Below are 19,031 nucleotides of genomic sequence, written 5' to 3'. Positions count from 1 at the left end.
CCGTTACTCCGTCAGTCGTGCGGCCTGCTCGGACGCGGGAAACCGTTCCCTGAGCCTCGCCGTCAGCGCCCGCTGACGCGCCGCCTCATCACCGGCTCCGGCAATCCTGATCCCCAGCCAGAGCCCCGCAGGATTCTCCTCGACGGACGCAGTGTAGCGTGAATACCAGGCGCCTGCGGCATTCAGCTCGCCCCGCGCCAGGCTCCACTCGGCCAGACCGCGCAGGGCTGGCGCATAATCCGGCTCGATCCGCAGGGCGCGGCGCCAATAGCGGTCCGCGCGCGGCACCGGGCCGGAGGCGTTGGCCTGAACGAGGCATTGCGCGGCATTGCTGAGTGCCATGGCGCGACCGTCGTAGCGGCGCAGCGCGGCGGCCTGACGCCAGTGCTCGACGGCGGCGACCGTCTGCCCGGCACGGCACAGGAAACCCGCGTAATTATTCAGCGCCGCCCCGCTGCGGCCACTGAGCGACAGCGCGCGGCGATAGTGGCGCTCGGCCCGGACGGGCTCCGCCAGCCGGTCGCGGATCTCGGCGGCCACCAGATGGGCATCCACTCGATCATCGTCCTGGGCCAGGGCCTGACTGACCTTGGCCAGCGCGGTCTCAAGCGCCCCGTTGCGCAGATGATAACTGGCGATTTCAGTGTTGGCGCGGGCGGCCATGGATGCCTGCTCACGGCTGGCCGGCCCGGTCTGCTGGATCGTGCACCCGACGATCCCCAGCAGCAGCAGGACCGACACCAGGCTACGCATCAGGCGTTGGCCGAGGGGGATCCGCGCTTGCCCTGGTTGCGGCGGTTGATCACCTGCCCCACCAGCTGCCCGCAGGCCCCGTCAATGTCCTGCCCCCGGGTGCGCCGGGTGGTGGTGATGAAGCCCGCGTTCTGGAGAATCTCCGAGAAACGCTGGATCCGCGACCGCGGCGAGGCCTCGTAACGCGTACCGGGAAAGGGGTTGAACGGGATCAGGTTGATCTTGGAGGGGATGTGCCGGAGCAGCTGGGCCAGCTCCCGTGCCTGGGCGTCGCTGTCGTTGACGCCGTCGAGCATGACGTATTCCCAGTAGATGCAGTGATGCGGGGTGTTGCCCAGATAGTGCTCACAGGCGGGCAGCAGCTCGCGCAGCGGATACTTGCGGTTGATCGGCACGATCTCGTCGCGCAGCGCGTCGTTGGGCGCATGCAGCGAGACCGCCAGGCTGATGTTGCTGACATCCGCCAGCCGGTAGAGCGCTGGCACCAGCCCCACGGTGGACAGCGTGACGCGGCGCCGCGACAACCCCCAGGCGTAGGGGTCGACCATCAGGTTGGTGGCGGCGATGACGTTGCGGAAGTTGGCGAGCGGCTCGCCCATGCCCATCATCACCACATTGGTGACCCGGCGCCCGCGCCCCTCGTCCTCAAGGGCCTGGGTGGCATAATGCAGCTGGCCGATGATTTCCGCGGCGGACAGGTTGCGGTTGAAGCCCTGCTTGCCGGTGGAGCAGAACCCGCAGTCAAGCGCACAGCCCACCTGCGATGAAACGCACAGCGTGCCGCGCCCGCGCTCGGGGATATAGACCGTTTCCACCGCCTGCCCGCTTTCCAGGGCCAGCAGCCACTTGCGCGTGCCGTCCTCGGACTCGCGGTCGAAAATGGCGCGCGGGACCTGCAGCTCAGCCACGTCGACGAGTTTGCGCCGAAACCCCTTGGCCAGGTCCGTCATTGCGTCAAAGTCGAACACCCGGCGCTGGTGCAGCCATTGCCGCAGCTGCTTGCCGCGGAATGGCTTTTCATCGAGCTCACGCAGCAACCCGTCCAGCCCGGCCGCATCCAGGCCGAGCAGGTTGAGCCGTCCGGACTCGGTGCGGGGCTGACCGTCAGCCGCGGCTGTGGAGGTCATCTTCACCAAAGAAAAAGGCGATCTCTTCGCGCGCCGTCTCGGGCGAATCCGAACCATGGGCGGCGTTCGCATCAACCGTTTCCGCCAGGTCGTGACGGATCGTGCCGGCAGCGGCCTCGGCCGGGTTGGTGGCGCCCATCACTTCGCGGTTCTTGCGGATGGCATCATGGCCCTCGAGCACCTGGACCATCACCGGCCCCGACATCATGAAATTGACCAGCGCGGTGAAGAACGGGCGATCGCGATGCACGGCGTAGAACGACTCGGCCTGCGCCTTGGAAAGGTGGGTCATGCGCGCGGCGATGATCTGCAGGCCGGCCATCTCGAAGCGGCGATAGATCTCGCCGATGTTGTTCTGGGCGACGGCGTCGGGCTTGACGATGGAAAGGGTGCGTTCAACGGCCATGCAATGAGCTCCTGTGTGTGTTGATCAAGACAAGCCGGTCAGTCTACCCAGCGGCTCGCCCAGCGACAATCACTCGACGGCAAAGCTCTCGCCACAGCCGCAGGCAGCCGAGACATTGGGGTTGCGAAAGCTGAACCGCTCATTGAGGCCTTCGCGCACGAAGTCGACCTCCATGCCCTCCAGGAACGGGAGGCTCTTCCGATCAATGACCACCGCAACGCCGTGCTGCTCGACCACCAGATCGTTGTCGCCCGGCGCCTCGGCGTAATCCACGGTGTACATGAAACCCGAGCAGCCCGAAGTGCGTACACCCAGCCGCAGTCCCATGCCCTTCTGGTGGCGAACCAGCGAATCGCGGATGTGGTCCGCCGCCCGTTCGGTCAGTTCAATGCTCATCGCTCGCTCCATTTTCCTGCGGCCACCCGGTCAATGCCGACCGCATGGCGTCTTCAATACACAGCGCCCCGGCGCGCGCTTCATCCGGCAGGCCGGCGGCCTCCGCCAGCCAGCGCCCGGTCACCGTCCGCGCCACCGCCGGTGTCCGGCCCTCGAGCCAAGCGGCGACCCAGGCCGCCGCGCGAATGATCTCGACCTCGCCGAACACCTCGAACCGGGCCCCGCGGATGACCGTCGCATCACCACAGAGCCAGCAGTCCACCCGGCAGCCCTCGTCGATCCGGCCCGCGCTGCCGTGCTGCCAGCCAAGGCGCACAGCCGGTGCACCCAGATGCCGATAATCCCACCATCCCCGATCCGCCGGCATGGATTCAAGCCATTTCCAGCGCGGTTGTGACGCCGTAGGCAGAATCCACCGTCCGACGGCCTTCCTCGATCTCGCGCCAGAGGGGCGATATCCCGCGCAGCGCCGCCACAGCGGCCACCACTTGGGCGCCCGCCGCGTCGATGTCGGCCATTTCTGTGAACCGGCCGATGCTGATGCGCACCGAGGCATGGGCCAGCGCGTCCGGTCGCCCCATGGCGCGCAGTACATGCGAGGGACCATCGCGCCCGCTGCACGCCGAGCCGAACCCCACCGCCAGGTCACCGAGGGCGTCCCGGAGCGCGCCGCCATGCACCCCCGGAAACGAGGCGTTGAGAATCGCCGGCGCCCCGTCGGCCCGGCCGTTGATCACGACGCCGCCCGCGGCCCGCAGGGCATCGACGAGGCGCCCGCGCAGTGCGCGCTGACGCGCCTGTTCGGCGGCATCGTCGCGGTAACCCAGGGCATCGCCCATGCCCGCGATCAGACCCACCGGCAGCGTCCCCGAGCGCCGCCCCGACTGCTGGCCACCACCGTGCATCAGGGGCGCCAGGCGCACGTCGGGGCGCACGCAGAGTGCCCCGATGCCCTTGGGCCCGCAGCACTTGTGGGCCGACAGCGAGACCAGATCGGCATGCCGGTAGGGACCCGGCTCAGGCACTCGACCCACGGCCTGGGCCGCATCCAGATGCAGTCGTGCACCCACCGCCCTGACCAGCGGGGCCAGGCGTTCGATGGGCTGGATGACGCCGGTTTCATTATTGACCGGTGCCAGCGAGACCAGCGCCACGTCGGGGGCGAGTGCCGCTTCGAGGGTGGCCGGTGTCAATTGCCCGTCCGCCGCCACGGGCAGCCGCTCGACCTGCATTCCCGCCTCGCGGGCGGCTGCGTCGGCGGCGGCGAGAACGGCGGAATGCTCAGTGGCGGTGACCAGGATCCGGCGCCGTCCGCCACCGCGCCGGGCAACCGCCCGCGCCAGGCCGAGGATCGCCAGGTTGTCCGCCTCCGTCGCCCCACTGGTCCAGATGACCTGAAAGTCGCGATCGCCGAGGGTTTCCAGCACCTTTTCCTGTGCGGACTCGACCACCGCCGCCGCCCGGCGGCCATAGGGATGACCGCTCGCGGGGTTGGCAAAGACCCCGTCGGGCCCCTCGAGCGCCGCCATTCCGGCCGCCACCCGCGGGTCAACCGGCGTGGTGGCCGCGTAGTCCAGATACGCGTGGGTCATGAGCCCTCGTTTTTCGAGCGATCCTGCATGCCACAGTCTTTGATATCGGGGATGTCGCTGTCGTTGACCTCGCCACCCAGCGCCCGCAGCGCATGGCACATCTCCTGCAGACGCTCGTCGGTGTGATGGACATGATCAAGGATGGCGTTGATCGCATTGGCGACCGGATCGGGCATGTCCTGGGTGGCGCCGTAGGCATCAAACCCGATCCGGCGGGCGGTCTCCTCACGCCGCTGCTCCGCCTCGGAGCGTGGCGGTGCCTCGCTACCGATCCGCGCGACCCGCGCGGGGATGCCGACCATCGTCGCCTGCGCCGGCACGTCCTTGACCACCACCGCGTTGGAGCCGATCCGCGCGCCCTCGCCGACATCCAGCGGCCCAAGCACCTTGGCGCCCGCGCCCACCACCACGTCGTTACCCAGGGTCGGATGACGCTTGCCGGCCCGCCACGAAGTGCCGCCCAGGGTCACCCCCTGATAGAGCGTGCAGTCATCGCCCACCTCGGCCGTTTCGCCGATCACGACGCCCAGGCCGTGGTCGATGAAAAAGCGCCGCCCGATCCGCGCCCCGGGATGGATCTCAATCCCGGTGAGAAGCCGCGCGATCAGCGCCAGAAAACGCGCCATGCCGCCCAGGCGGTGTCGCCACAGCCAGTGGTTCATCCGATGCAGGATCAGGGCATGGACACCCGGATAGCTGATCAGGACCTCGAAGTGATTGCGGGCCGCGGGGTCGCGGTCGAAGACGCAGTTGATGTCTTCACGAAGCCGTTTAAACATGGCGCCAGTATACTCGGGTGGCGTCACCGCCAGCCAGCCGGATTGTCATGGCCGCAGCCGCTTGAGCAGGCCCCGGAGCAGATCCACTTCGTCGACGCTCGGCCGCGCGCGATTGATGAAATGGCGCAGCCGCCGGAGCATGACGGCGCGCGGGCCGCGGCGGGTATAACCCGTGGCATCGGCAAGGGCCTCGAGCTGGCCGTGCAGGCCCTCCAGATGCGCGCCGGTGGCGTACGGCGTCGCCGGCTCGGGACTGGGCACCGATCCACCGGCAACCGCGTCGCGGGCGACAAAGATCTCATACGCCATCAACTGCACCGCGGCGGCCAGATTGAGCGCCGGGTAGTCGGGGTTGGCGGGGATATGAACCAGCCGATGGCAGCAGGCGAGCTCTTCGTTGGTCAGCCCGGTGCGCTCGCGCCCGAACAGCACCGCCACCGGTCCGGGTTCGGCGGCGATGGTGGCGGCCGCCTCTCGTGGTGTGAGGGCCGGGACGCCATCGCGCCGCGGCCGTGCCGTCAGCCCCAGACACAGCCCGGTATCGGCCACCGCCGGGGCGAGGGTCGCGTGCTGATCCGCCCCCGTGAGCACCGGTGCCGCGTGGGCGGCCATCGCGATGGCCTGCTCGTCGACCGCGCACTGCGCATCCACCAGCACCAGCCGGTCCAGCGCCATGGTCAGCATCGCCCGCGCCGTGGCGCCAAGGTTGCCGGAATGCGAGGTCCCCACCAGCACGAAGCGGCAGTCTGGGGTATTCGGATTGTTCAAGACACGGACTCCCCGGTTTGCTGTTATCATTGTCGATTACGCAGCGTTTCACGGCGTCGCACGTCGTCACCAGCCCGATTTCAGGACCGATTCATGCAACCGATGATCAACGTTGCGGTGCGCGCCGCACGCAGCGCCGGCAACATCATTGTCCACCATATCAACCGGCTTGACCGCATCAATGTCGAGGCCAAGGGCGAAAACGATTTCGTCAGCGACGTCGATCGCATGGCCGAGGACGAGATCCGTGCCAGCCTCAAGCAGGCGTATCCCGATCATGCCGTTGTGGGGGAAGAGCGCGGCGGGGCCGAGGACGCCGACTATTGCTGGGTGGTGGACCCCCTCGATGGCACCCTCAACTACCTGCGTGGCGTTCCGCATTTTGCCGTCTCCATCGCCCTGAAACACCGCGGCGCCCTGGAAGCCGGTGTGATCTACGACCCGGTCCGCCAGGAGCTGTGGACGGCGAAGCGCGGTGGCGGCTGCACCTTTGAGGGACGGCGGATGCGCATCCAGCCACGCCCGTCCATCGACAACGCCTTGCTGGGGACGGGCTTCCCGCTACGCCTGCACGCCTACCACGATGCCTATCTGGGGATGTTTGGCGACGTCTTCCGCCGCGCCGGCGATCTACGCCGCGGCGGCTCGGCCGCGCTGGATCTGGCCTATGTGGCCTGCGGGCGGCTTGACGGGTTCTGGGAGATCGGCCTCAAGCCCTGGGACATGGCGGCCGGGGCGCTGATGATCCGGGAGGCGGGCGGCATCGTCGGGGACTTTGCCGGTGGCGACGGCTATCTGGACACCGGCAACATCATCGCCGGCAGCCCCAAGCTGTTCGCCGACCTGGTGCGCACCATCGCCCCGCACCGCATCGAAGGGATCCGCGCCTGATCGCGGATCAGGCCACGTGCTGCTGCCGGGCCGGTGCCTGACCGGTGGACTTGAGGGTTTCGCGCACTTCACTCCAGCGCAGCAGTGACAGCTCGCCGGCGTGGGATTCCACCAGCGCGGTGCAGCTCTCCACCCAGTCGCCGTCATTGCAGTACAGCACCCCCTGCTGGTCGAGAATCTCGGCGTGGTGGATGTGCCCGCAGACCAGACCGTCAACCCCCGCCTCGCGCGCCTCGTGCAGGAGCGCCTCCTCGTAGCTGGCGATGTAGCGCATGACATTCTTGGTGCGCTGCTTGAGATGCGCGGCCAGCGACCAGTAGGGCCGGTTGAGCGCCTGGCGGACGCGGTTGACCCAGTGATTCGCCCGAATCAGCCAGGCGTACATCCGGCTGCCGAGTACCGCGACCAGGCGGCTGTACTGCACCACCGTGTCGAATTCATCGCCGTGGAGCACGAGAAGGCGCCGGCCGTCCGCACACTCATGGGTGTCGCGCAGTTTGATGCTGATGCCCTCGATGGACATCCCGGCATAGTCGCGCATCATCTCGTCATGGTTACCGGGGATGTAGACCACGCGGGTCCCCTGGCGGGCGCGCTCGAGGATGGTCTGGACGACGGCGTTGTGGCTGTCCGGCCAGTTGAAGCGTCGCCGGCGCATTTCCCAGATATCGAGGATATCGCCGACCAGATAGAGGGTGTCGCATTCGATGGACTGGAGAAAATCCAGCAGGAATTCGGCCTGCGCCCCGCTGAATCCGAGATGCGTGTCGGAGATGAACACGCTCCGGTAGCGCAGCGGCCTGAGCATTTCGACGTCCGGCATGATCGTGTCCCCGTTGCCCATCTGAGGCGCATCGTAGCCGGGGTTTGTGACCGTCTCGTGACGTTGCTGCGGTTCGGGCTCAGGGCTGCTCGTCATCGGCATCCTCGCCTTCCTTCGGCGGCGGGACCAGATCCTCTTTACTGACGCCCAGCGCCAGCGCCGCCGCACTCGCGACATAAATGGATGAATAGGTTCCCACCAGCACGCCGACGATCAGCGTGACGGCAAAGCCGCGGATCAGCTCGCCGCCGAAGAGCGCCAGCGCGAACAGCACCAGCAGCGTGGTCAGACTGGTCACCAGGGTGCGCGGCAGCATCTGATTGATGGAGCGGTTGGCGATGGACTCGGCCGTGCCCTTGCGGATCCGCAGGAAGTTCTCGCGGATACGGTCGAACACCACGATGGTGTCGTTGAGGGAGTAGCCGATCACCGCCAGCAGCGCCGCCAGCACGGTCAGGTCAAAGGTCATGCCAATGGCGGCGAAGATGCCCAGGGTAACCACCACATCATGCACCACGGCGGCCACCGCCCCGATCGCGAAGCGGTATTCGAAGCGGAACGCCACATACAGCAGGATCCCGCCCAGGGCGTAGAGCAGGGCCAGTCCGCCCTTTTCGGCCAGCTCGTCGCCCACCTGCGGGCCGACGAACTCGACCCGCCGCAGCTCGGCCGCCGGATTGTCGGTGCGCAGGGTCTCGAGGACCGCGTTGCTCAGCGCATCCCCCTGCCCCGCATCCGGTGCCAGCCGGATGAGGATGTCACGGGCGGTGCCGAAGGTCTGGACCACGGCGTCATCATAGCCGTCCTCGGCCAGCACCTCGCGCACCTCGGCGAGCTCCACGGCCTCGGGATAACCCACTTCCACCAGCGTGCCGCCGGTGAAGTCGAGCCCCAGATTGAGGCCGCGCACGCCCAGAAAGCCGATGGCGGCCACGATCAGCACTGCCGTCAAAAGCGCCAGCGGGCGGCGATAGGCCATGAACGCAATGTCGGGCTCGCGCTTGAAGAAATCCACAAGCGTCTCCTCAGATAGCCAGGCGCGCGCCGCGACGCCCGCCGTAAATCAGATTGACGACCGCGCGCGTGCCAAGGATCGCCGTGAACATCGAGCTGACGATGCCGATCGACAGGGTCACCGCGAACCCTTTCACCGGTCCACTGCCGAACGCGAACAGCACCACCGCCGCGATCAAGGTCGTCACATTGGCGTCGGCAATGGTCGAAAAGGCCTTGCCATAACCGGCCTCAATGGCCTGCTGGGTGCTGCTGCCGCCACGCAGTTCCTCGCGGATGCGTTCGTAGATGAGCACGTTGGCGTCCACCGCCATGCCCACGGTCAGCACGATCCCGGCGATGCCAGGCAGGGTGAGCGTCGCCTGCAGCAGTGAGAGCACCGCCACGATGAGGATCAGGTTGGCCAGCAGCGCGCCGTTGGCGATGATGCCGAACACCTTGTAGTAGACGGCCATGAAGACCACCACGAGCAGAAAACCGGCTACAACCGCGGCGAGCCCCTGATTGATGTTCTCCTGCCCAAGGCTGGGCCCGATGGTTCGCTCCTCGACGATCTGCATGGGCGCGGCCAGCGAGCCGGCGCGCAGCAGCAGGGCCAGATTGCGCGCCTCGCGCGAGCTCTCCAGCCCGGAAATGCGGAAGCGGCTGCCGAGCTGCTCCTGAATGCGCGCGATGTTGATGACCTCTTCGGTCTCGATCTGCCGGCGCACCACTTCGCCGTCGACGCGACGCGGTTCGATCTGGGTCTCCTTGAACAGCACCGCCATGTGATCGCCGACCCGGTCGGCGGTTGTCCGGTTCATGACGCTGCCGCCGCTACCGCTCAGGCGGATGTTCACCTGAGGCTGCCCGTTCTGGGTGTCGATACCGGAAGAGGCGTCGGTGATCGCCTCGCCGGTGATGATGACCTCGCGCTCGAGCAGGACATAGCCGCCGCCACGCTCGGGATAGCGCTCACTGCCGGGCGGGACCGGATCATCCTCATCACCGCGGTAGGGGAAGTTCGCCGAGTCCACCATCCGAAACTCGAGGGTGGCGGTGGCACCGATGATCTCCTTGGCCCGGGCCGTGTCCTGAACGCCGGGCAGCTGCACGACGATGCGGCTCAGGCCCTGGCGCTGGATCACCGGCTCGGCCACGCCCAGCTCGTTGACTCGATTGCGCAGCGTGGTCATGTTCTGCTCGACCGCCGCATTGCGCACCTCACGCTGCTTTTCCTCGCTCAGCGTCGCGGTCAGCAGCGGCCGGTCGTCGTCGCTCGACCCGGCATCAAAGCCGAGATCGAGATAGTCGGGGCTCAGCGTCGAGCGCGCCGCATCGCGGGCCTGTTCGTCGGCAAAGGCGAGTCGTACCGTGGTGCCCTCAACACTGGCATCCCGGTAGCGGATGTCGGCCTCGCGCAGCTGACGGCGAAACTCGTCGCGGTACCCGGTCATGGTCTGATCGAGCACCGCTTCAACGTCGACGTCCATAAGAAAGTGCACGCCGCCGCGCAGATCAAGGCCCAGATACATGGGCTGGCCGCCCACGCCCTGAAGCCAGTCGGGGGTGGCCGGCGCCAGGTTGAGGGCAACGGTGTAGTCACCGCCCAGCGCGAGTGCCAGCTCGTCCGCCGCCCGCACCTGTGCCTCGGCGCTGCCAAGGCGCAGCAGCAGGTGATCGTCGGTCAGCTCCTGCCCCTGTACCCGGATACCATCCGCGCTCAGCTGTTCGCTGATCCGCTCCCGTACGTCTGCCGTCGGGGCACCCCCCGACGCGCTGCTGATCTGCAGGGCCGGGTCCTGGCCGAAGAGATTGGGCAGGGCGTAGAGGCAGCCAGCCGCAATAACGGCCACCACCAGCACATACTTCCAGAGCGGATAGCGATTCATCATGCCTACTTCGACGCGTCGCCCTTGCCGGTGTCGTCCTTGCCACCCGCGTCGGCCTTATCGAGGCCCGCCTTCATGGCACCCTTGGGCAGCACCTGGGCCACCGCGCTTTTCTGCAGCCGCACCTCGACGCCTTCGGCGAGGCTCACGTTGGCATAGGTATCACCGACGTCGCTGATGCGACCGACGAGCCCACCATTGGTCAGGACTTCATCGCCCTTGGACAGGTTCTGGACGAGCTTCTTGTGCTCTTTGGCGCGCTTCTGCTGCGGGCGGATGAGCAGAAAGTAGAAGATCACGATCAGTGCAATGGGAAAGATCAGACCGGTCAGACCGGCACCGGGCTGGCCACCGGACTGGGCCAGGGCATCGTTGATAAAGAAATCCATGGAAGTCTCCCTCGAATGAAAGGTCGGGATTATGTCATATCCGCTCGTCGGGCATGGAATGCCCGGGCGAATTCGTTGAAAGCCTGCGCCTCGATGGCCTCACGGATGGCCTGCATCAGGCGCTGGAAGTAGCGCAGGTTGTGAATGGTGTTGAGTCGGCCACCGAGCATCTCACCACAGCGGTCGAGATGGCGCAGATAGGCGCGACTGTAATGCCGGCAGGTATAGCAGTCACAGTCCGCCTCGATCGGCCGGGTGTCATGGGCGAACCGGGCGTTGCGCAGTCGCAGGGTCCCGGTATCGGTGAACAGATACCCGTTGCGCGCATTGCGGGTGGGCAGCACGCAGTCGAACATGTCGATGCCGCGCGCCACACAGTCCACCAGATCCTCCGGCCGACCGACACCCATCAGATAACGGGGCTTGTCCGTGGGCAGCTGCGGGGCCAGCGCATCGAGCACCCGCAGACGCTCAGCCGGCGGCTCCCCCACCGATAGACCGCCCACGGCCATGCCATCAAAGCCGATGGACTCGAGCCCTGCCAGCGAGGCGGCTCGCAAGTCATCGTACATCCCGCCCTGGACGATCCCGAACAGCGCGGCCTCACTGTCGCCATGGGCCTCACGGCTACGCTCGGCCCAGCGCAGGGAGCGCTCCATGGAGCGCTTCGCCTCGGACCATTCCGCCGGCCAGGCCGTACACTCATCAAAGATCATGACGATGTCGCTGCCAAGGGCCCGCTGGACGGCCATGGACCGCTCGGCATCAAGGAATACGCGGGATCCGTCCACTGGCGAGCGGAATTCGACACCGGCCTCGGTCAGCCGCCGGCCTTCGGCAAGACTGAACACCTGGAATCCGCCTGAATCGGTGAGAATGGGAGCCGGCCAGTGCATGAAATCGTGCAGATCACCGTGCTCGGCAATGATCGATGTCCCCGGCCGCAGCATCAGATGGAAGGTGTTGCCCAGCAGGATCTGAGCGCCGGTGCCGGCCACCTCCTCGGGTGTCATCCCCTTGACCGTCCCGTAGGTGCCCACGGGCATGAAGGCGGGCGTATCGATGGTGCCCCGAGCAAACTCGAGCCGGCCGCGGCGGGCCCAGCCATCGGTCGCCGACAGTGTCAATCGCAGGCTCATGACCGCACCCCACCGGCACCGGACAGGATCAACATGGCATCGCCATAACTGAAGAACCGATACTCCGCCTCCACCGCATGCCGATAGGCGGCCAGGATCGATTCGCGCCCCGCCAGCGCACTGACCAGCATCACGAGTGTCGAGCCGGGGAGATGGAAATTGGTGATCAGCCCATCAATGACCTGAAATTGGAAGCCCGGGTAGATGAAGATCTCGGTCTCGCCCTCGAAGGGCTGGAGCTCGCCGGTCTGGGCCGCCGACTCGAGTGCGCGCACGACCGTGGTACCGACCGCCACCACGCGCCCGCCACGGGCTCGGGTGCGCGCCACGGCCTCGCAGACACTGGCGGGCACCGAGAGCCATTCGGCATGCATGCGGTGGTCCTCGAGACTGTCGGTGCGGATGGGCTGAAAGGTCCCGGCGCCGACATGCAATGTCAGCGTGGCCGTCTCGATTCCATCCGAGCGCAGCGCCTCGAGCAATGGCTCATCAAAGTGCAGGCCCGCCGTGGGTGCGGCGACGGCACCGGGGCGTTCGGCAAACACGGTCTGGTAGCGCTGGCGATCATCCGGGCGGTCGGCACGCTTGATGTACGGCGGCAGCGGCATATGCCCGTGGCGCTCGAGCAGCACCGGCAGCGGCTCATCACCGGCGAAGCGCAGGCGGAAGAAATCGCCCTCGCGCGCCACCACCTCCACTGACAGATCACCCTCAAGGGTCAATGTCGAAGGAATCGACGGCGTTTTATTGGCACGCAGCTGAGCCAGCGCCTCGCCCTCGCCGGTCAGCCGCTCGAGGAGGATCTCGACCTGCCCGCCCGAGGCCTTATGCCCATAGAGCCGCGCCGGCAGCACGCGGGTGTCATTGACCACCAGCAGATCCCCCGGCTGCAGATAGTCACGGATCGCCGGGAACTGCCGATCGGTGACCTCACCGGTGGCGGGATCGAGGACCAACAGGCGGCTGTCGGTGCGGTTGGGAAGCGGCTCCGAGGCGATCAGATGCGTCGGTAGCTCGTAATTGAAATCGCTGACTTGCATGCAGTGCTGTTATACTTGTGGTTAATGCCGGGGTGGCGGAACTGGTAGACGCGCCGGACTCAAAATCCGGTTCTCGCAAGAGAGTGCGGGTTCGAGCCCCGCCCCCGGCACCAGAAACCTGATGGCGGGTATCTGTTGTCGCAACAACCCTTGCGCTATCATAACAAGGCGTCTGACGCCTGTGGCATCCTTTACGTCAGCAATGATAAGCTTTCAGCCATCAATGGGGCCGTAGCTCAGCCGGGAGAGCGTCGCGTTCGCAACGCGAAGGTCAGGGGTTCGATCCCCCTCGGCTCCACCATCCTCCCGATGCACTCACCTGAACGGCCGTGAATGCCGGCGGAATCTCCCCGTTGGTCAGGTTCACCCGAACGATCTGCGAGCGCTGTCGGGGTTGAAAAGCCCGCTGGAACTCCTCGGGCAGTCGCACCGAAACGGGTCGAATGGACTCGACCGTGCCGTCGAGGCGCTCAAAACCATAACTGACCCGGACTCTGTCCCCTTCGCTCACTGAGTAGAGCGCCCCGGGCGGGATATAGGCCAGCACATAGGGTTCGCCGACGACCATTGTCATGAGTTCGCCTGCCTGGCCGGTATGGCCACCCGCTTTGACGTGTACATCGGTGATGATGCCGTCGTGTCGGGCATAGACCTCGCCGCCGTCAAAGCGCGCGCGTAGACCGTCAAGACTGCGCTCGAACCGGGTGACGATGTCATCAAGGGTGTCGATCTCGCGCGCTATCCCCTGCTCCCGGGCCTCGAGTTCGGTCGCCTGCAGGGTGCTCCGGTAATCCGCCGTCACCAGTTCGTGCAGGGTGAGATGCGTACTGAGTCCTTCTTCGTAGGCCTTTTCACGCAGGCCGAGCAACTCGGCGATGGTGCTCGCCTGCTCGCGGGCGACCGGCAGCATGCGGCGGATCGTATAGCGCTCGGCAGCCAACGCCGCGCGTCGACGTCGCCATTCCGCCCATTGTGCCGAGAGATTGGCGATATCGCGCTGCACCGGCAGCGATTCAAGCGAGGCGAGCCGCTGACCGGCCTCAACGCGATCGCCTTCGCGGACATGCAGCGCGGTCACCCGCCCCGAGTAACTGACACTGACCGCGACCTGATCGCGGGTCACCATCCCGGGTGCGGATAGGTACACCCGGTCCCCGAAGAAGATATTCAGCAGCCACACGATCAGGGCCAACAAAAGCAACAGGTAAATCCACCGCCCAATGCGCGCTCGATGGCGGCGCTGCTCGGTCTGCAGACGATCCACGCGCGGTGGTCGGCGCAGGCGCTGCATCAGAAACGCTCCGCCGCGTCGCGGACTTTTGACGGCACATACGGATCCGCATACGAGCGACGGAAGATCCACTCATCCAGATAGGCGATCATGCGAATTCCTCGCTGCACGAAAGTCGAGAACAGGATCTGGCCGGGGACGTACAGCGCATAGGCAAGCGGCGCACGGGGACCGCTCATGATCCACGCCACACAGTAGACCAGCAGGCCCTGGAGGATATAGATGAGCATCGTCGCACCCAGCACGGTGAGGGCGCCGTGCGGGCCCAGCGTCGCGAAAAGCCAGACAATATAGACGTAGAAACTGATCGACAGGACGACCTGATAGAACAGGATATTCGCCATCGCGAGGGCATTCTCCGCGCGAAAACCCCGCCAGAACGGGTTAAAGGCGGCGCCGTACTTGCGCAGCCGAAAGCGGATGACGCTGCGGTTCCAGCGCAGCCGCTGGTGAGTGAAGCCGCTCAGGGTCTCGGGTACATCGGTCATCGACCAGGCATGCGGCGCGAACTCGATCGCCCAGCCGGCCCGGCGTAGTTTGTCGGTGATGTCAGCATCCTCGCCGGGCCCCACGTCCCAGCCCCCGATCTGCCTGAGTGCCTGTCTGCGGAATACGCCAAACGCCCCTGAGACGATCGACAGGATCCCCAGCGCCGCGGTGAAGCGGCGGCCCAGGGCGATACTGGTGATGTATTCAATGGCCTGGAAGCGGGCCATCAGGGTGGTATCGGCATTGCGCACCGCCAGGTTACCGGCGACCGCCCCGACCTGCGGATCGGCCATCCCCGCCACCAGCTGCTCGAAGGCGTCGCGATCGAAGGTGGTATCAATATCGACGATGCTCACCAGATCATGGCGGGCGTACTCCAGGCCCATATTGATGGCACTGGACTTGCCACCGCGGATGCCGGTGGATACCACCCGATCAAGCTCGCCACGACGTCGCAGCGACCCGCCGATCTCACGCATGCGATCAATCGATCCGTCATCCACGAGAATCAGTTCCAGATTCTGATGCGTCTGCTCGCCGAGCGATCGCACCGTACGCCGCAGTGCCTTGGCCTCGTTGAAACCGACCAACAGCACGCTTACCGCGGGGCGATGGGAGGGATCCGGTGATGACCGCTCCCATGGCGCCGCCAGCAGAATGGCGATCACGCTCAGGCCGTAGCGCGACAGATCAAAGATGACGTAATGCCAGAACAGGTAAACAAAACCCTGCAGATCCAGTTGGGCGAGCAGCGCGATGGAGCTTTCCATCAGTCCGTCAGCGCCTCGAGCACTGTGGAGAGGCCATCCACTCCCCCACTGCGCTCAACCGTGATCTGCATCGGCGATGCGACCACTGTCTCAACGATCTCGCGCAGGCGCTGGGCAATGACCTCGGTTTGGGCCATTGGGGTTTCGGGCAGGAGGACGTAGACGACGTGGTCGCGGGCGGTCACGGCATCGGTCTCGCGCAGGCACTCCGAGAGCACATCCACCAGATGCGCAAAGACCTGTGAGAGACCGCGGCCACCCCACGCGTCGCTCACCGCCTCGATGTTGTGCACACGCAGAATGAGGACTGACAGGGGACGCTGGTAACGACGGGCCTGAGCCTGCTCGAACCGCAGCAGCGTCATGAAGTCCCTGACCCAGTAGCCCATCGGACCACGGGCCATGCTCGCCTCGAGGCTCAGATGCGGCAGAACACCGCGGTGCAGCGCCGTGACCCCACCCGACGTAATGGCGTAATGCCACCAGGTACGGGTGTCCATCAGCTCGCTGTCGGTGTGCCGACCGCAGTCCGTGCAGAGAAAGCCCACCGCCGGATCACTGTTTTCGGCACCACAATGACCGCAGACGAAGACCACGCCGGGTTTATCGTAATCCACCCCATAATGGCGAAGGGCCCGCCGACACTTGGGGCACTCCAGCGAACGCCCCCGCAGGAACTCGGATTCCCGGGCCTGATAGGCACAGCGATAGTGGTGGACCAGAGGCTCGGACTCCAGGTCACTGCTGCGGCATTCGGTGCACTCCTCGCGGACGTTCAGCCGCGAGCCGTCGCAGGCCGGGCAGTAGTGGATGCAGTCGAATCGCTCCCGGACCAGCAATTCGGCCGCGGCCAGCTCTTCGAGCAGCTCCCTGGGATTTTCGATGCCCCGCAGAGCCGCGTAGCGGACGGCGGCCGGCCGGGTAAAGTCCCAGGTGGCCTGAATCGGTGTCTGCCACGAATGGGCCATGGCGAGCACCATCAATGCGTCTGTATCGGCCAGTGCATCAATCTCGGGCAGCTGCGCGAGTCGCTCAACCACCGGCCGCGCGACGCCAAGCGCCTCATCCAGTAGCGCCGGCTGCAGGCTGGCGACATCACACAGTGCCCCGGGCATCGACTGACCCGAGGCGTTGATCACGGGCATCAACGCGGCGTGCGCGGAGGCGCGGCGGTCGTCGAGGGCCTCGACCGGCGTGCCGGGCATGAGCACGGCAACGTCCGCATGCTCCGGCCCGTCGGCCAGGGTGTAGGCGTCGCTGAGCCAGATCGGGCGGGCCGATTCGCCCACCAGCCATAAACGAGGACGCGCGGTTGCGGAATCCATTCGCATGATCGCCTTTTAATGCGTCTCGGCAGGGCGCCTCGACTGCCTGTAGACTCTATCTATACGCCCCGATAGCTCAGCTGGATAGAGCAATCGCCTCCTAAGCGATAGGTCGCAGGTTCGAATCCTGCTCGGGGCGCCACCCCAACGCCTACCGGTCCGCCGTTATCCAGCCGATCGATGCGTCAAGCGACCAGCCCGCCTTCTCGGCATGCGCATGCATCAGTCGCAGCACCTCGTGGGCATGCGCGCGGATCAGCGACAGTCCGGCGATGGGCATCGGGTCGAGTCGCTCGTCGGGGGTTCCCGGCAGCGGTTGGCCCATCAGGGCGATGACGATCTCCTCATGCTGGCTTTCAACCCGCGCCTCGGTCACCAGCCAGTGGGTCCATGCCTCGGGGCCGGGTGGTGTCGTGGTCTCGCCGGCCTCATCCTGGTGGCGCTGCGCGGCCACCTGCGAGCGGGCACCGATATGCTCCAGCGCCATCACCGCATCGTGGGCGGCTTCGCCCTCGGCGGCCGGATGCGATTGCTTGAGCGTGTCATTGATGGGCTGCATGAGCCGATGCAGGGCCCGGCGGGACAGCCAGGCGATGCGCCCTTCCCCGGAGGCCATCGTCAGCCTCAGCGCAAGACGATCCTCCAGGGGCGAGTAGACCATTCGGATGCGGTTGGCCCGCGGCAGCGATATATTCGTCATTGTGCCGCCCTAGCGTCGGTTCCGACGCACCACCCGGTCGCGTTTTTTCTGCTGTCGCGGCGTGAGCTTGTTGCGGCGGCCGGCATAAGGGTTTTCGCCGGTGCGCAGCTCCAGCCGAATGGGCGTGCCATGGAGCTGGAACGCCTTGCGGAACCGGTTGATCAGAAACCGCCGGTAGGCATCCGGCAGGTCGCGGGTCTGGTTGCCATGGACCACGATGGTGGGCGGGTTGCGGCCGCCCTGATGCGCGTAGCGCAACTTGATGCGCCGGCCGCGGACGAGCGGCGGCTGGTGGGCACTGATGGCGTCTTCAAGCACCCGGTTGAGCGCGGGTGTGGGCAATTCGCGGCGCGCCGCTGCATGCACATGCGCCACCTCCTCGAGCAGCCGGCCGACTCCGGTCCCGTGCAGCGCGGAGATGAATCGTGGCCGGGTAAAGTCGAGGAATCCCAGCTTGACGTCGAGTTCACGACGGATGCGCTCGCGGTTTTCAGCGATCAACCCGTCCCATTTGTTGACCGCCAGGACCAGCCCGCGCCCCGCGTTGATGGCATGACCGATGAGGTGGGCGTCCTGTTCGGAGATCTCCTGCTGCGCATCGAGCACCATGATCACCACCTGCGCCGCCTCGATCGCCTGCAGGGTCTTGATGACACTGAATTTCTCGACCCCATCGCTGACCCGGCTCCGGCGTCGCACGCCCGCGGTATCGATCAGCGTGAAGGCCCGGCCGTCCCGCTCGAACGGCACCCGGATGGAATCCCGCGTGGTCCCGGGCATGTCATACACCAGCACCCGCTCCTCGCCGATCAGGCGGTTCACCAGCGTGGACTTGCCCACGTTGGGCCGGCCGATGATGGCCACATCAATGGGCGCATCCGGCTCGTCGGGCGCCTCGGCGTCGGCGGGATCGGCGGATGCCGGGGCGGCCCAGGCGGCCCCCAGGCAGTCCTCCAGCACCGCACCCATGAGCTGAGTGACGCCGCGCCCCTGCACCGCCGCGATCGGCCAGGGCGAATCCATGCCCAGCGAGTGGAATTCGGCGCCGGCAACGTCCGCATCGACCCCGTCGATCTTGTTCATGACCAGCCAGACGCGTTTACCGCGGCGGCGCAGATCGCGGGTAAGGGCCTCGTCGCCGGGGGTGACGCCGACCCGCGCGTCGACCAGAAACAGGATGACATCGGCCTCGTCCAGCGCGCGCAGGGCCTGACGCTGCATGTGATGATAAGTGACGTCATCGGGCTCGCCGAGCCCGCCGGTGTCCACCACCACATAGGGCGCCGGCCCCAGGCGGCCAACGCCATACTGCCGGTCGCGGGTCAGCCCCGGGAAATCCGCCACCAGGGCATCCCGCGTCCGCGTAAGTCGGTTGAACAGGGTGGATTTGCCCACATTGGGCCGCCCCACCAGGGCGATTACCGGTTGCTCCATCCAGTCATGATAGCAGCCGGCAGCCCCGGTCGGG

General features: G+C 66.3%; 20 protein-coding genes and 3 tRNA genes. 4 read left to right on the top strand and 19 right to left on the bottom strand.

Features of this window, described 5'->3' with window-relative positions:
- Positions 1 to 3: 3 nt before the first annotated feature.
- The 8 genes from pilW to BBH56_RS02195 all read right to left on the bottom strand — a co-directional run bounded on the left by pilW (position 4) and on the right by BBH56_RS02195 (position 5,821).
- Positions 4 to 753 (bottom strand): type IV pilus biogenesis/stability protein PilW, encoded by a 750-nt coding sequence (gene pilW / locus BBH56_RS02230; RefSeq protein WP_148121786.1) that lies wholly within the window; start codon positions 751 to 753, stop codon positions 4 to 6.
- Positions 753 to 1,880: a 23S rRNA (adenine(2503)-C(2))-methyltransferase RlmN gene (rlmN, locus tag BBH56_RS02225; protein WP_148121785.1), complete on the bottom strand. Its 1,128-nt coding sequence runs from the start codon at positions 1,878 to 1,880 to the stop codon at positions 753 to 755. The genes pilW and rlmN overlap by 1 nt, the downstream gene beginning before the upstream one ends.
- Positions 1,858 to 2,286, bottom strand: coding sequence for a nucleoside-diphosphate kinase (gene ndk, locus BBH56_RS02220; protein ID WP_110883119.1), 429 nt, complete (start codon positions 2,284 to 2,286; stop codon positions 1,858 to 1,860). The genes rlmN and ndk overlap by 23 nt, the downstream gene beginning before the upstream one ends.
- Before the next feature lie 69 nt (positions 2,287 to 2,355).
- Positions 2,356 to 2,682, bottom strand: a complete 327-nt coding sequence (locus BBH56_RS02215) for a HesB/IscA family protein (protein WP_110883120.1) — start codon at positions 2,680 to 2,682, stop codon at positions 2,356 to 2,358.
- On the bottom strand, positions 2,672 to 3,049 hold the full coding sequence (locus tag BBH56_RS02210; protein WP_148121784.1) for a hypothetical protein: 378 nt from the start codon (positions 3,047 to 3,049) through the stop codon (positions 2,672 to 2,674). The genes BBH56_RS02215 and BBH56_RS02210 overlap by 11 nt, the downstream gene beginning before the upstream one ends.
- Before the next feature lie 4 nt (positions 3,050 to 3,053).
- A complete protein-coding gene (locus BBH56_RS02205) occupies positions 3,054 to 4,274 on the bottom strand; it encodes a cysteine desulfurase family protein (RefSeq protein ID WP_148121783.1) in 1,221 nt (406 codons plus the stop codon).
- Complete coding sequence (cysE, locus tag BBH56_RS02200) at positions 4,271 to 5,053, bottom strand: serine O-acetyltransferase (protein ID WP_148121782.1); 783 nt, start codon at positions 5,051 to 5,053, stop codon at positions 4,271 to 4,273. The genes BBH56_RS02205 and cysE overlap by 4 nt, the downstream gene beginning before the upstream one ends.
- A gap of 45 nt (positions 5,054 to 5,098) precedes the next feature.
- Positions 5,099 to 5,821 (bottom strand): RNA methyltransferase, encoded by a 723-nt coding sequence (locus BBH56_RS02195; RefSeq protein WP_198515237.1) that lies wholly within the window; start codon positions 5,819 to 5,821, stop codon positions 5,099 to 5,101.
- A 93-nt stretch (positions 5,822 to 5,914) separates the two neighbouring features.
- Between BBH56_RS02195 and BBH56_RS02190 the strand changes: the two genes are divergently transcribed.
- A complete protein-coding gene (locus BBH56_RS02190; protein WP_144347705.1) occupies positions 5,915 to 6,712 on the top strand; it encodes an inositol monophosphatase family protein in 798 nt (265 codons plus the stop codon).
- 7 nt (positions 6,713 to 6,719) lie between these two features.
- Here BBH56_RS02190 and BBH56_RS02185 read toward each other — a convergent pair whose 3' ends face one another.
- The 6 genes from BBH56_RS02185 to queA are packed head-to-tail and all read right to left on the bottom strand — an operon-like array spanning position 6,720 to position 12,988.
- Positions 6,720 to 7,631, bottom strand: coding sequence for a UDP-2,3-diacylglucosamine diphosphatase (locus BBH56_RS02185; protein ID WP_318262577.1), 912 nt, complete (start codon positions 7,629 to 7,631; stop codon positions 6,720 to 6,722).
- Positions 7,615 to 8,550: a protein translocase subunit SecF gene (gene secF, locus BBH56_RS02180; protein ID WP_148121781.1), complete on the bottom strand. Its 936-nt coding sequence runs from the start codon at positions 8,548 to 8,550 to the stop codon at positions 7,615 to 7,617. Before secF ends, BBH56_RS02185 begins: the two co-directional genes overlap by 17 nt.
- Before the next feature lie 10 nt (positions 8,551 to 8,560).
- Positions 8,561 to 10,423 carry a protein translocase subunit SecD gene (secD, locus tag BBH56_RS02175; RefSeq protein WP_198515236.1) on the bottom strand — a complete coding sequence of 621 codons (1,863 nt, stop codon included), beginning with the start codon at positions 10,421 to 10,423 and terminating at the stop codon, positions 8,561 to 8,563.
- 2 nt (positions 10,424 to 10,425) lie between these two features.
- Positions 10,426 to 10,809 (bottom strand): preprotein translocase subunit YajC, encoded by a 384-nt coding sequence (yajC, locus tag BBH56_RS02170; RefSeq protein ID WP_110883126.1) that lies wholly within the window; start codon positions 10,807 to 10,809, stop codon positions 10,426 to 10,428.
- Between the two features lie 29 nt (positions 10,810 to 10,838).
- Entirely contained in the window at positions 10,839 to 11,948 is a 1,110-nt protein-coding gene (tgt, locus tag BBH56_RS02165) for a tRNA guanosine(34) transglycosylase Tgt (protein WP_148121780.1), read from the bottom strand.
- Positions 11,945 to 12,988, bottom strand: coding sequence for a tRNA preQ1(34) S-adenosylmethionine ribosyltransferase-isomerase QueA (queA, locus tag BBH56_RS02160; protein ID WP_148121779.1), 1,044 nt, complete (start codon positions 12,986 to 12,988; stop codon positions 11,945 to 11,947). Before queA ends, tgt begins: the two co-directional genes overlap by 4 nt.
- A gap of 26 nt (positions 12,989 to 13,014) precedes the next feature.
- Here queA and BBH56_RS02155 point away from each other — a divergent pair.
- Positions 13,015 to 13,101: transfer RNA gene (locus tag BBH56_RS02155), tRNA-Leu, on the top strand.
- A 112-nt stretch (positions 13,102 to 13,213) separates the two neighbouring features.
- A tRNA-Ala gene (locus tag BBH56_RS02150) sits at positions 13,214 to 13,289 on the top strand.
- On the opposite strand, the gene BBH56_RS02145 is transcribed toward BBH56_RS02150, so the two are convergent.
- From BBH56_RS02145 to BBH56_RS02135, 3 genes are read right to left on the bottom strand one after another with little or no spacing between them, the layout of a single operon-like run.
- Positions 13,260 to 14,279, bottom strand: a complete 1,020-nt coding sequence (locus BBH56_RS02145; RefSeq protein ID WP_148121778.1) for an HlyD family secretion protein — start codon at positions 14,277 to 14,279, stop codon at positions 13,260 to 13,262. The two genes, BBH56_RS02150 and BBH56_RS02145, sit on opposite strands and share 30 nt — an antisense overlap.
- Positions 14,279 to 15,538 carry a glycosyltransferase family 2 protein gene (locus tag BBH56_RS02140; RefSeq protein WP_148121777.1) on the bottom strand — a complete coding sequence of 420 codons (1,260 nt, stop codon included), beginning with the start codon at positions 15,536 to 15,538 and terminating at the stop codon, positions 14,279 to 14,281. Before BBH56_RS02140 ends, BBH56_RS02145 begins: the two co-directional genes overlap by 1 nt.
- The gene (locus BBH56_RS02135) at positions 15,538 to 16,863 is read right to left on the bottom strand and encodes a TackOD1 domain-containing metal-binding protein (protein WP_157809054.1); all 1,326 of its coding nucleotides are present in this window, start codon (positions 16,861 to 16,863) and stop codon (positions 15,538 to 15,540) included. The genes BBH56_RS02140 and BBH56_RS02135 overlap by 1 nt, the downstream gene beginning before the upstream one ends.
- 65 nt (positions 16,864 to 16,928) lie before the next feature.
- Here BBH56_RS02135 and BBH56_RS02130 point away from each other — a divergent pair.
- Positions 16,929 to 17,005 (top strand) — tRNA-Arg (locus tag BBH56_RS02130).
- A 9-nt stretch (positions 17,006 to 17,014) separates the two neighbouring features.
- Here the strand turns inward: BBH56_RS02130 and BBH56_RS02125 are convergent.
- Both BBH56_RS02125 and der read right to left on the bottom strand, forming a co-directional pair.
- A complete protein-coding gene (locus tag BBH56_RS02125) occupies positions 17,015 to 17,563 on the bottom strand; it encodes a hypothetical protein (RefSeq protein ID WP_157809053.1) in 549 nt (182 codons plus the stop codon).
- A gap of 9 nt (positions 17,564 to 17,572) precedes the next feature.
- Positions 17,573 to 18,997, bottom strand: coding sequence for a ribosome biogenesis GTPase Der (gene der, locus BBH56_RS02120; RefSeq protein ID WP_148121774.1), 1,425 nt, complete (start codon positions 18,995 to 18,997; stop codon positions 17,573 to 17,575).
- Between the last annotated feature and the right edge of the window lie 34 nt (positions 18,998 to 19,031).

Source organism: Spiribacter roseus (assembly GCF_002813635.1).
GTDB lineage: Bacteria > Pseudomonadota > Gammaproteobacteria > Nitrococcales > Nitrococcaceae > Spiribacter > Spiribacter roseus.
This window is presented reverse-complemented; position numbering and strand designations above follow the sequence as displayed.